The sequence below is a fragment of the Halomonas organivorans genome, from assembly GCF_014192055.1.
GTDB lineage: Bacteria > Pseudomonadota > Gammaproteobacteria > Pseudomonadales > Halomonadaceae > Halomonas > Halomonas organivorans.
Window position 1 is genome coordinate 23,840 of the sequence record NZ_JACHXM010000035.1, and the last position, 10,986, is coordinate 34,825.

10 protein-coding genes and 1 pseudogene are annotated in these 10,986 nt (G+C 61.9%); 7 read left to right on the forward strand and 4 right to left on the reverse strand.

What is annotated here, in order from left to right; all coding sequences use genetic code 11:
* Nucleotides 1-39 precede the first annotated feature (39 nt).
* Nucleotides 40-1,011 carry a LacI family DNA-binding transcriptional regulator gene (locus tag FHR96_RS19895; protein ID WP_183389472.1) on the forward strand — a complete coding sequence of 324 codons (972 nt, stop codon included), beginning with the start codon at nt 40-42 and terminating at the stop codon, nt 1,009-1,011.
* On the opposite strand, the gene FHR96_RS19900 is transcribed toward FHR96_RS19895, so the two are convergent.
* Together FHR96_RS19900 and FHR96_RS19905 are read right to left on the reverse strand one after the other, a co-directional pair.
* Nucleotides 1,008-1,412, reverse strand: a complete 405-nt coding sequence (locus tag FHR96_RS19900) for a hypothetical protein (RefSeq protein ID WP_183389473.1) — start codon at nt 1,410-1,412, stop codon at nt 1,008-1,010. The genes FHR96_RS19895 and FHR96_RS19900 overlap by 4 nt on opposite strands.
* A gap of 1 nt (nt 1,413) precedes the next feature.
* Entirely contained in the window at nt 1,414-2,481 is a 1,068-nt protein-coding gene (locus FHR96_RS19905) for a J domain-containing protein (RefSeq protein ID WP_183389474.1), read from the reverse strand.
* Between the two features lie 211 nt (nt 2,482-2,692).
* Between FHR96_RS19905 and FHR96_RS19910 the strand changes: the two genes are divergently transcribed.
* The 4 genes and pseudogenes from FHR96_RS19910 to FHR96_RS19920 all read left to right on the forward strand — a co-directional run bounded on the left by FHR96_RS19910 (nt 2,693) and on the right by FHR96_RS19920 (nt 5,065).
* Nucleotides 2,693-3,061: a glutaredoxin family protein gene (locus FHR96_RS19910; RefSeq protein WP_183389475.1), complete on the forward strand. Its 369-nt coding sequence runs from the start codon at nt 2,693-2,695 to the stop codon at nt 3,059-3,061.
* A gap of 464 nt (nt 3,062-3,525) precedes the next feature.
* Nucleotides 3,526-4,131, forward strand: a pseudogene (locus FHR96_RS22780) (DUF6338 family protein).
* Nucleotides 4,124-4,267 carry a hypothetical protein gene (locus FHR96_RS19915; protein WP_183389476.1) on the forward strand — a complete coding sequence of 48 codons (144 nt, stop codon included), beginning with the start codon at nt 4,124-4,126 and terminating at the stop codon, nt 4,265-4,267. Before FHR96_RS22780 ends, FHR96_RS19915 begins: the two are co-directional and overlap by 8 nt.
* 186 nt (nt 4,268-4,453) lie before the next feature.
* Nucleotides 4,454-5,065 (forward strand): hypothetical protein, encoded by a 612-nt coding sequence (locus FHR96_RS19920; RefSeq protein ID WP_183389477.1) that lies wholly within the window; start codon nt 4,454-4,456, stop codon nt 5,063-5,065.
* A gap of 856 nt (nt 5,066-5,921) precedes the next feature.
* Here the strand turns inward: FHR96_RS19920 and FHR96_RS19925 are convergent.
* Both FHR96_RS19925 and FHR96_RS19930 read right to left on the reverse strand, forming a co-directional pair.
* Complete coding sequence (locus FHR96_RS19925) at nt 5,922-7,247, reverse strand: four-carbon acid sugar kinase family protein (RefSeq protein ID WP_183389478.1); 1,326 nt, start codon at nt 7,245-7,247, stop codon at nt 5,922-5,924.
* 24 nt (nt 7,248-7,271) lie between these two features.
* Nucleotides 7,272-8,318, reverse strand: a complete 1,047-nt coding sequence (locus FHR96_RS19930; RefSeq protein ID WP_183389479.1) for a LacI family DNA-binding transcriptional regulator — start codon at nt 8,316-8,318, stop codon at nt 7,272-7,274.
* A 190-nt stretch (nt 8,319-8,508) separates the two neighbouring features.
* Between FHR96_RS19930 and FHR96_RS19935 the strand changes: the two genes are divergently transcribed.
* Complete coding sequence (locus tag FHR96_RS19935) at nt 8,509-9,798, forward strand: ribulose-bisphosphate carboxylase large subunit family protein (protein WP_183389480.1); 1,290 nt, start codon at nt 8,509-8,511, stop codon at nt 9,796-9,798.
* 47 nt (nt 9,799-9,845) lie between these two features.
* Nucleotides 9,846-10,820 (forward strand): TRAP transporter substrate-binding protein, encoded by a 975-nt coding sequence (locus FHR96_RS19940; RefSeq protein WP_183389481.1) that lies wholly within the window; start codon nt 9,846-9,848, stop codon nt 10,818-10,820.
* Nucleotides 10,821-10,986: the final 166 nt, after the last annotated feature.

Below are 10,986 nucleotides of genomic sequence, written 5' to 3' on the forward strand. Positions count from 1 at the left end.
GGCCGGCGCGAGGCCGGCCGCCCGGTGACGAGGCAGGCGATGAGCAGAGAACCGTCGAAGACGGCCAACATACGGGAAATCGCGCGGCGGGCGGGGGTCTCCATCGCCTCGGTCAGCCGCGCGCTCAACGACAAGCCGGGCATCAGCGAGGCGCTGCGCGAGCGCATCCTCACCATCAGCCGCGACGTCGAGTACCGCCCGAGCGCCGCCGCCCGCCAGCTGATCAGCGGCAAGGCCGCGGTGGTGGGCATATCGCTGGGGCGTCGCGACTTCGAGCTGCGGCCCTACTACATCCTGCTTTACCAGCACCTGACCGTGGCGCTGCATCGTCAGGGCATGGTGCCGATCTTCTTCCCCCACGACCGCACCGCGAGCCTGCCCGAGCAGGCCGGCGCGGCCATCCTGCTCGGCGAGTTCGCCGACGACCCGCGCCCTGAACTGATGACCTCCCACGGCGTGCCTTTCGTACGCATCGGGCCGGCCGGGGAGAGCTTCTCGGTGGCGCCGGAGGATCGCCACGGGATCTACCTGGCCACTCGCCATCTGGTCGAAGGCGGGCGACGACGCATCGCCTTCGTCGGCGACGACCTGCAGAGCCCCCACAGCCAGCATCGCCTGGGCGGCTACCGCCAGGCCCTCGACGAGGCCGGCCTCGAGGCCTCGCTGATCGATATTCCTCCCAACCTGGACCCGGCGCTGACCGGCTATCGCTGGCTGAGCCGGCGCCTGGCGCACGAGCCGCGGGCCTACGACGGCCTGGTGTGCGAGACCGACGAGCTGGCCCGCGGCTGCCTGACGGCGCTGGAAGATCTCGGCCTCGAGGTGCCGGGCGAGGTCGCGGTCACTGGCTTCGACGACCTGCCGACCCTGGCCGGCTCGCTGACCACGGTGCGCCAGGACATTGCCGGCATTGCCGCCATGAGCGTCGAGCTGCTGGGCGAGGCGCTGGCGGGCAAGCCGCCGCGCCACGTGTCGATGCCGGTTGAATTGGTGGTCCGCCAGACCAGTTAGAGGAACATCCCCAGGCCGATGCCGCCCGCCAGGGTGGCCAGCCACAGCACGGCCACGGCGAGGCGCCGGCGCGGCGCGCGGTTGTGGGCCAGGGCGGCGCGGTTGAGGCGCTGCATCCACTCCTCGAAGCGCGAGCCCGGCGGACCCGGCGGCAGCGAGAAGTCGTCGGCGGGGCCGGCGCGCCAGTAGGGCGCGTGGGTCAGGCCCAGCCGGGCACGCAGTCGGCCGATGTCGGAGAGGGTGTCGTGGAGGGCGTCGTACTCGGCGCGGCGCCATTCCGCCTGCAGCACGGTGGCGGCATCGGCCTTCAGGCCAGTGTGCTCGCAGCGATCGATGGCCGCGGCTACGGCGGTATCGTCGGCGTCCACGGACAGGCGCAGTCGCTGGTAGAGGTCGCGCATCTCAGCTCACCTTCATCAGGAAATCGTAGGCGCGGCGGATCCGCTGGAAGCGCCGCGAGGCGCTGGCCACGATGGCCTCGCCCTCGCGGTGGAAGCGGTCAGGGTGGTGCGCCTGGGCCAGGCGCCGGTAGGCCTTGCGGATCTCGCCGCGACTGGCGCCGGGCTCCAGGCCCAGCACCACCAGGGCGCTGCGGATGCGCGGGTCGGGTGCATTGGCGCGTTGGTGGACGTGGCTCGCCCCTTCGTTGCCGGCCCGCGAGCGCTGGCTGCGATCGTCGCGGTGCTCTTGCTTGCGCTCCCGGTCATCCCGACGGCGTTCGCGCTGTGTCTCGCGCTCGGCACGCTGACGTTCCCGTTCGGCTTCGCGCCGGGCCTGCTTGCGGCGACGTTCCGCCTCGCGTTCGGCGTACTGGCGTGCCTTCTCCTCTTCCTTTTCTGCCTGGCGCTGGCGCTTGGCCTCCGCCTTGGCCTCGCGCGCCTGGCGACGAGCCTCGGCGCGCTGCTCGCGACGGCTCGCACGGCTCTCCTGCTCGGCAGCGTGTTCAGTCGGGTCCTCGGCATCGGGCTGCCGCTCGCGGCGGCGTTCCCGGGAGCCCCGCTCGCGGCGCTGCCAGTAGTCGCTGCGGCTGGGGTCGGCCGGCTCGCTCAGCGGCCGGCCGGCCTGGGAGGCATAGAGTGCGGCGAACTCGGGCGGCGAGACGCCCAGCAGGTCCGCCAGGAAGCGCAGGATATGGTGGTTGGCCAGGGTCGGCTCGGCGTCTTCGGTGGCCAGGGTGACCGCCAGGCGCAGGAAGGCGCGGGAGGTCTCGCCATGCAGCTCCTTCTGCAGCACCTCGGCGGCGAGCTGGATGGCGCCCAGGTCCTGGCTGGCGGCGATCTCCAGCAGTGGCGTCAGCTCGTGGCCGTGGCGGAAGGCCCCGGTCAGGGCGACCAGGTGGGCGCGCTCCGACTCCCCGACCGGCCCCTGCTGCGTCAGCACCCAGGCCAGCAGCAGCAGGGCGGCGCTGTCGGCCTGGTCGCGACTCTGGAGCAGCAGCAGTTCGAAGGTGGAGAAACGGGCGGCGGTCATTCCCTGACTCTTGTTGATGGGGCTCGTCGGTGGGCCTGGTGGATGGGCCATGGCCCGGACATCTTCGTGCCGGCCCCGGGCCTTGGCAAGCCCGCGGCCAGGATATGCTAGCGTAATCACGGGACCGGCCGGGCCGACTCTGGCCGAAACGATGTACAGCTAAATGTCATCGGCGGCCCGCGCCATATCTTGATGGCAGGAGGACAACATCATGCGATCGCTGATTCAGACCTTGCTGGCGCCGGTGGTATGGGTGGCCGACAAGCTCGGCACGCGCCGCGAGGTCTCGCGCGACGAACCCGAACAGGCTCGGGTCGATCAGGCCTGCGAGGGCCTGGCGCTCTACCAGTTCTGGAGCGAGCCCGAGTGCATCCGCGTACGGCGCGAGATCACCCGCCTCGGCCTTGCGATCGAGACCCGCGACGCCCGCCTCGAGCCCGAACACAGCAAGACCCTGAAAGAGCAGGGCGGCAAGCTCGAGGTGCCCTGTCTGTACATTCATGAATCCGAGGGTGAAGAACGCTGGCTCTACGGCGCCCAGCCCATCATCGACTACCTGAAGGGGCGGTTTGGGGAGTAGGGCGACGCTTTTCTCGATGAACTCAGTGGCCAGCCCCTCCGCGCCTATCTCAGATCAATGAAGCTCGCACCATGCTAGATCCTCAGCTAATTTAGTGGCAGGCTGAGTAAATGAGCGGATGGGGGGATTTGTAGTATTTGGATATTTCTGAGGAGAGATAGGGCTGCTATCGACCCAAAGCAGACATAAAGCATTCCCGTTGGAGATTTCGTATCCGAGCCCGGTAATTATCTACAATTATGGGTGCATCCGCGCTACGGAAGGGTAAAAAATGTGAAACGATTGATAATGTAAGCGAATGATTCTATGTTGCCTTGGCCAGTAGTAGTGATATGAGAAGAGTGTTTGGTGTGTCGCAGAGTGTGGTTGCCACTCTTCAAGCTAGTACGCTAGCATGTCGTTTCAGTCGAGGTATAGGACAGATTGAAATAGACATGCTCACCACTGCATATTAGGTTTGATATTTGAATATTTGGGATGAAAGCAAGCTTATAATCTTTATTGCTTTTGTAGTGCCTGGATTCATTGCGATCAAGGCCTATGAGCTCCTGGCACCCGCTCGACATGCAGACTCATCAAAGCAAGTTATCGATGCTATATCATATAGTTGCCTCAACTATGCAATTTTGTTTTGGCCTATAAGTCTAATTGAGAAAAGCTCAATTTCGGCAAGTCATCCAAATGTTTATCTTTTTTTCTGGCTGTTTGTTCTTTTCCTAGCGCCGATGTTGTGGGTTGTTGCTTGGAGGTTCTTAAGGCAGTGGAGCTTTGTGCAGAATATTATTCCTCACCCCATACAAAAGCCTTGGGACTTTGTCTTTAGCCAGAGGCATCCTTGTTGGATCATAGTTACGCTAAAGGATGGAGAGAAGGTCGCGGGGAAGTTCGGCCATAAATCCTTTGCTTCAAGCGCGCCCTCTGAGGAGTAAATATATCTGGAAGAAGAATGGTTGTTGAACGAAGACGGTGGATTCGAAAGGCAGGCTGAGCAATCAGCTGGTATTATCATTCTATCCTCAGAGATACGTTCTGTGGAGTTATATAATAGTGGAGATGAAAAACATGGTTGACAATAAAAAAGGATATGATCAGCGGGGCTATGCTCCTATCAAGAAAGGTTATCAGCCCCAAAAAGAACCTGCAACGAATGGTCATAAGCCGGAGAAGTCTGAATTGGCGCCCAAAAGCCCTCCTAAGAAAAAGTAAGATTCAGCGCTGGTTAGCGGTCCTACTGTCAGCATTGTAGCGCAGTTTTGGACATCCGCTTTGGTCGGTATCTGCTACGTGCAATAGCAGCTGCCGACCAAAGGGGACATGTCGGAAAAGGCAGCATGTGTGTTCCGGTCTATATACAAGAATGCAGTCTAATATTTGTTATGAATGGTTTCCTACATGATGGAAGTGGTTTCAATCGCAAAGGAGTTTCTCGTCTCGATTGCGGCAGCAACAACCGCGATCGTAGCCGTTCTTGGGCTCAGAAGTTGGAGCAGAGAACTCCGCGGGAGAACTCAATTCGAGGTTGCGCGACAACTCATCCGTGCAACGTATCGTGTGCGGGATGAGCTCCGATATTGCAGGACTCCGTTCATCCAAGGTGCGGAGTTTCCCAAGGACTATCCCGCCGTCGACAAAGGTGTGAAATCTGAGCAGGAGTCGAAAGCATGGGCGCATATCTACCAGAATCGCTGGGAGCCAGTACGTGACGCTCTTCGGGAGTTAGACGCACAGCTGTTGGAGGCGGAAGCCCTGTGGGGAAGTGATATCCGAAAGGCAGGCGACGCGCTACGGCAATGCGCACGGGAACTTCAAGTAGCTATGGAGGCGATTATCGAAGATAAGGCGGTTGGCGGTGAGAACTTTAAGAGTGACCGCGATTTCGCCAATAAAATGCGCAGCACCGCGCACGCTTCAGTGACAAGCCAAGACAACGAACTCACTAACACGATTCAAGATGCGGTATCCACCATTGAGAATTTCGTCAGACCGTATCTACGTCCGCGGTAACAATCCGCGCAACCTGGCACTCGTACATCGCGCCGGTTAGCGGTGCATTATACCTAAAAACTGACCCGGAAGAATTAAGTGCAAGTAGAGCTATTTGAGAAAGTAAAGCAGGGAAAGATCACCAGTACAGATGAGTTCCAAGTTTCAGCTATAGGTCGAGCAACCAGCGACTCAGAAAAATACAATACGTATTGCTCTCTTCTAGACATGATTCCAGAGGGATATATTGAGGGAGTGAAAAGTTCTGATGGATGCTTGGGCCCCAACTACAGTAGCTTGCAAGTAACAAAGTCAGGGCTGGAGGTATATAAATTCTGGATGACGCCAATCAGCCAGATCGGGAAACCAACGCTATGGGAGGTTTGTAGAAACGGCGTGCTCAGTGCTTTTGCTGGGAAGTTGGTTTGGTGGCTTGTTGCGAGCACGGCAGCGGCATTTTCTTTACGGCTGCGCATCCACTACAGTGGGGGAAGTCCAAGCCGCGCATGCTACAGACGTTATATTAGAGCTCACCCAAAGACCGCTTCTGGCCGTTAGCTGTAATGCATAACATGATCGCTTTAATTGCTTTCTTTGTCTCGCCTCCTCCACGTTGTCGTGGAGGGAGCGAGAACTCGTAAACCGTTATCAATGCAGAAAATGAGGGTTGTGCTTGAAACTCGAGGTCGCCGATTAACTTATGGTCAGGCTTTTTTGATGAACAGCTTCGGCTTGACCTGCTCGAGGCTCATCGGCTGACGATTGTCTTCCGGTGTGAAGGAGAGGAGGAGACACTCGGGCATTTGCTCGGAAATCTTCATTGCATCGCCCCGAGTACGATATAAATGCTGGTCTCTCTATCGTTGTTCTCATGGGGTCAGTTCACTTGCGTGCCGCACTTCACTCGCGTGAAAAAGTCCTCACCGCCGATCTGGCCGCCCTTGAGCACTATCTCTAGCCCCTCGAGTGGAGAGCCGGGGGCGATCAGGCGGCACAGATGTCCGCCCTGGGCCTCATCGAAGGCTACCAACTCGAGGGCATCGGCACCGAGTTGTCGCATGGCATGGCTGGAGGTATCGCCGCCCGCGAAGACGATGCGCTGAATGGAATCGCCCCGGCGGAGATGGTGGGTCAGGAGGGCGTAGACTTCCCCGACCGCAAGTGCCAGCCGATCGGCCGACAGCCCAACGGCCAGATCGGCATCGCAGCGGGTCGTAGCGAGGGCCACCGCCTGGTTGCTGGCAAACGCTCCCGTTACTTCATGGGCGAGCCGTTGTGCCAGCGCAGCAGGGGCGCGTAACGCTTCCTCGGGCGATACTGCCAGAATGTGGCCGCCTTGTGCCTCGAAATGCGCAAGCTGACTGCGGGTCTGGGGTGAGCAGCTGCCGGACAGCACCAGTAACCGGTTCGCTCCGGGATAGGTGGTAGGTAGTGGCTTCCGCTGGCCCATGTTCCGCGTGACCAGACGGCCGAGGGCATCGGCCAGGCCTTGTGCCGCCACCGCCAGGGTGGGCCGTTGCTCGGCGAGCTTCAGGATCAACTCGGCGGCATGGGACATTTCGTCTGTATGCGTCGCATCGAGCACCACGAAGCGCTCTGCATCGGCGGCGGATGCCAGTCGCTGCCAACCGCCGTCCGGCTGCCGATAATCCAGCAGCGTCACCGCCGCCGGGGCAATGGCCGTTTGCGCCATCAAGTGGCATCGCAGGTCCGACTCGGTCATTGGCGTGGAGGGGTGATGCGCCATCGCCGGATTCTGGTCCAGTCGGCAGATTTCGTCCCCATACCGCGTGAAGAGATGGGAAAACGCCGTATAGCGACCAAAGGCCGGCGTGGCGGGTAGGACGGGCAGCGCGCATCCCGGACAGTGGCGTCGGGCCAGATCCATGACATGGCCAATGCTGCCGAGACTGGGTGACGAATCAAAGGTCGAGCAGATCTTGAACTGCTTGAGGCGGGGGTTCAGGGCGTCCAATAGGTCCAGGGCAGGGGACACTTCCTGGGTCATCGCCGGCGGGGCGAGCCCACGGGCCGTGCCCGCGAGTCCGACGACGTCCAGCTGGGAGGCCATGTCCAGAATCGTCTCACGATGATTGCTGGTGAAGAACAGGCGGCCCCGCAGGCCATGGCGGCTGAATTGCGCCAGATTTTCCGTCGAACCGGTGAAGTCGTCGCCATAGAAGGCGGCCAAGAGTCGTTGCATGCAGTGGTCTCCCCGTTATCGACGTCAGGTGCTTTCGCGCACGGTCAGGCGATAGCCGATATCCACGCGAGGCTGAGAGGGTGTCCGACCCTGCAGGCGCTCCAGCAGCAGCTTCGCGGCCTCCACGCCCATCTCGAAGCGTGGTACCGAGACGGTGGTGAGTCTCGGCGTCAGGTGTTCCCCGAGCGACAGGCCCAGGTAGCTGCCCATGGCGATATCTTCCGGCACGCGAATTCCTCGCCGGTTGGCTTCCAGGAGCGCACCGGCTGCCAGGTTGTCGTTGGCAAAGTGGATCGCCTCGAGGTCGGGGCGGGCCGCCAGCGCTTCGAGGAACACCCTGCGACCGGCTTCATAAGACGACGGCTCCTCGCTCGCGAACAACAAATTGCTCTCGATACCCGCGGCGGCTAGCACCTGGCGATGTCCCTCGAATCGTTGCTGTGCACGATAGTCACGCGTCATGCCGACCCCGAGGAAGGCGATGCGACGATAGCCACGATCCAGCAGGTGTTGGGCCATACAGGCGCCGGCCTGGATGTTGTCGATTCCCACATTCATGTCGATGCAGGGGGTACCCAGTTCCATGATCTCGACCACCGGGCGCCCCCATGTCTGGAGACGGTGCACGGTCCTGTCGTGATGTCGCAGACCGGTCAGGATGACCCCCGATGGCGAGTAGCCCATGACCGAGTCGATCAGCGACGCCTCTCGATCCAGGTCGAAATCGGTGGAGCCCAGTAGCACTTGGTAGCCGGCGCCCTCGAGGGTCTGCTGGATGCCGTGTACTACCTCGATGAAGGTCAGGATCGATAGCGATGGCACCACGACGGGAATGACCCGTGTGCCCGCCGATGCCAGGCCTCCGGCGATCAGGTTCGGGACATAGCCCAGTGAAGCCACTGCCTGGTCGACACGTTTACGCAATTTTGCTGACACCCTGTCCGGCGTGTTCAGGGCACGTGACACCGTGATCGGGGCCACCCCGGCTTCCTTGGCCACGTCGCTGATGGTGACCCGGTTGACACCCTGGTGGCGACGTCTTCCCTGGGGCAATGGCTTCTCGTTCGCCATGGGCTGGTGTCCTCGATTGATACAGGTTGCGTTTGGTGCGTCCCAGTCTAGGTTGGATTTTATGGTAGCGCTACCAACTGGCTGCTGCTAGGCTCAGAACCATAGCTTGGTAGCGCTACCATATGGCCCGTGCTAGCTTGCTCGTAAACAATGACAACCGACCGGCTCAAGCCGGCTCAGGAGCACGCCAATGGAGACGTCCCGTAACCCAGGGTCGGCACCGCGGCTCACCGCCAGCTATCGCATTGAAACTCCATGCGACCCCGAACGGGCCGCCGAGGCGATGGCTGGCGAGCAATCCTCCGGCACCTTTCTCAAGCTGGCCGGGGAGACCGAGGCCCTGCGAGAGCGGCACGCCGCCCGGGTCGAAGCGGTGATCCACCGGGAGACGGTCACCACTCCGTCTCTGCCGGGAGCCCCTCCAGGCGATGCCTATGCACGAGCCGACGTGACCCTGTCCTGGCCGCTCGAGAACATCGGGGCCAGCCTGCCCAATCTGCTCGCCACGGTGCTGGGCAACCTCACCGAGCTGCGGGAGCTCTCCGGCATTCGCTTGATGGACGTTGAACTGCCGACCCGCTTCATCGAGGCGTTGCCGGGCCCACAATTCTCGATTGACGGCACACGGCGGCTGACCGGTGTTGGTGACGGTCCCCTGATCGGCACCATCATCAAGCCCAGTGTCGGGCTGTCTCCGGAGGAGACGGCGGCGCTGGTCAAACAGCTTATCGAGGCCGGAATCGACTTCATCAAGGACGATGAGTTGATCGCCGATCCTCCCTATTCACCGTTACGCGAGCGAGTCCCCGCGGTCATGCGGGTCATCGAGGAGCATGCTCAGCGGACCGGGCGTAAGCCGATGTATGCCTTCAATATCACCGGCGACACCGACGAGATGCGCCATCGTCATGACCTGGTTCGCGACCATGGCGGGACCTGCGTCATGGCGAGCGTCAACTGGATCGGCCTGGGGGCACTGATGGGGCTGCGTCGTCATGCGCAATTGGCGATTCATGGCCATCGCAACGGATGGGGGCTGTTTTATCGCCACCCGCAGATCGGCATGAGCTATCGCGCCTATCAAGCACTGCTGAGACTGGCGGGGGCCGACCACCTGCACGTCAATGGACTCGCCAGCAAGTTCGCCGAAGCTGATGCGTCCGTAATCGACTCTGCCCGTGCCTGTCTGAGGCCGCTACTGGAACGACCGGAGCGAGATGACCGTGCCATGCCGGTGTTTTCCTCGGCGCAAACCGTTCATCAGGCCCATGCCACCTTCAGCCAGTTGCAGTCCACCGACCTGATTTACACCTGTGGGGGCGGGATCATGGCTCACCCCGACGGAGTCGCGGCCGGATGCCGCAGTATACGTGCTGCCTGGGAGGCCGCATCCAGCGGGGTCTCTCTGGAGGATCACGCCAAGCAGGAACCCGACCTCGCGGTCGCGTTGCGGGCCTTTCGCAGCCCGTTTTCAGGATGAAGCATCGATCACGCCAATTACGCGCAATCCGTCAAGGAGAAGCCGACATGAAGACAACAAAAGCCAGCGGCATCGTACTCGCCGGTCTCGTCACTCTCGGAACCGCGATGAATGCCTCAGCCGAGGAAATGGCCATCGCCATCCATGTGGAACCCTCTCATGCCATGTTCAAGGTCGGCGAGCGGCTCAAGCAGAGCATTGAGGAGCAAACCGACGGCGAATACTCGGTGACCCTGCTGGGCACCGAGGTCGGGGGCGAACGCGATCATCTGGAGGGCGCCAGTTATGGCGAGTACGCCATCGCGCTGGGCGGCTCGATGCCCATGAGCCTGTATGCCGAGAAATTTGCCGCCGCCGACCTGCCGTTCGTCTATGGCTCCAGCGATGAGGCCCGCGAGGTGTATCGGGGCGAGAGCGGCGAATTGCTCAATGAGCAGTTGATCGCCAACGGCAACATTCGGCTGGTGGGGCTCTCGGCGCGTAATCCGCGCAACCTGACCTCCAAGTTCCCCGTCCACACACCGGAGGACATCGAAGGCGTGCGCATGCGGGTGCCGGAGATCGCCCCCTGGATAAAGATCTGGGAGCAGATCGGTGCGCTCCCCAGCCCCATCGCCTGGCCCGAGGTTTACACGTCGCTGCAGACCGGGGTGATCGAGATGCAGGAAAACCCGGTCGACCTGATCCACGCCGGCAAGCTCTACGAGGTGCAGGACTACATCAACCGCACCGAACATGTGTATTCCTTCTTCCATTGGCTGATGAACGAGGACTTCTATCAGGGGCTCTCCGAGGAGAACCGGGAGATTATCCTCGGTGCTATCGAGGAGGCCACCAGCTGGGGCGATGAGATGGTCGCCAACGGTCAGGATGAGATGTACGCCAAGCTGAAGGAAGAGGGGATGGAAGTCGTCGAGCCGGATGTCGCCGCCTTTCGCAGTGCCGCGGAACCCGCCATCCGCGAGATCGCCGCCGGCTACGACCCCTCGGTACGTGATTACGTGCTGTCGCTGATCGAGTGATGAACAGGGCGGTGGGGCGCGCCGGCGGGGCCGCCGCCCCGCCCCGGGGGGGGGGGGGGGGGGGGGGGGGGCGGGGGGGGGGGGGGGGGGGGGGGGGGGTGGGGGGGGGGGGGGGGGCGGGGGGGGGGGCGGGGGGGGGGGGGGGCCCGGGGGGGGGGGCGGCGGG

Excerpts from the sequence above, each read along its gene's own strand:
- FHR96_RS19940 (WP_183389481.1), top strand. The coding sequence starts at position 9,846 with ATGAAGACAACAAAAGCCAGCGGCATCGTACTCGCCGGTCTCGTCACT.
- FHR96_RS19920 (WP_183389477.1), top strand. The coding sequence starts at position 4,454 with ATGATGGAAGTGGTTTCAATCGCAAAGGAGTTTCTCGTCTCGATTGCG.
- FHR96_RS19935 (WP_183389480.1), top strand. The coding sequence starts at position 8,509 with ATGGAGACGTCCCGTAACCCAGGGTCGGCACCGCGGCTCACCGCCAGC.
- FHR96_RS19930 (WP_183389479.1), bottom strand. The coding sequence starts at position 8,318 with ATGGCGAACGAGAAGCCATTGCCCCAGGGAAGACGTCGCCACCAGGGT.
- FHR96_RS19905 (WP_183389474.1), bottom strand. The coding sequence starts at position 2,481 with ATGACCGCCGCCCGTTTCTCCACCTTCGAACTGCTGCTGCTCCAGAGT.
- FHR96_RS19910 (WP_183389475.1), top strand. The coding sequence starts at position 2,693 with ATGCGATCGCTGATTCAGACCTTGCTGGCGCCGGTGGTATGGGTGGCC.
- FHR96_RS19925 (WP_183389478.1), bottom strand. The coding sequence starts at position 7,247 with ATGCAACGACTCTTGGCCGCCTTCTATGGCGACGACTTCACCGGTTCG.
- FHR96_RS19895 (WP_183389472.1), top strand. The coding sequence starts at position 40 with ATGAGCAGAGAACCGTCGAAGACGGCCAACATACGGGAAATCGCGCGG.
- FHR96_RS19900 (WP_183389473.1), bottom strand. The coding sequence starts at position 1,412 with ATGCGCGACCTCTACCAGCGACTGCGCCTGTCCGTGGACGCCGACGAT.
- FHR96_RS19915 (WP_183389476.1), top strand. The coding sequence starts at position 4,124 with ATGGTTGACAATAAAAAAGGATATGATCAGCGGGGCTATGCTCCTATC.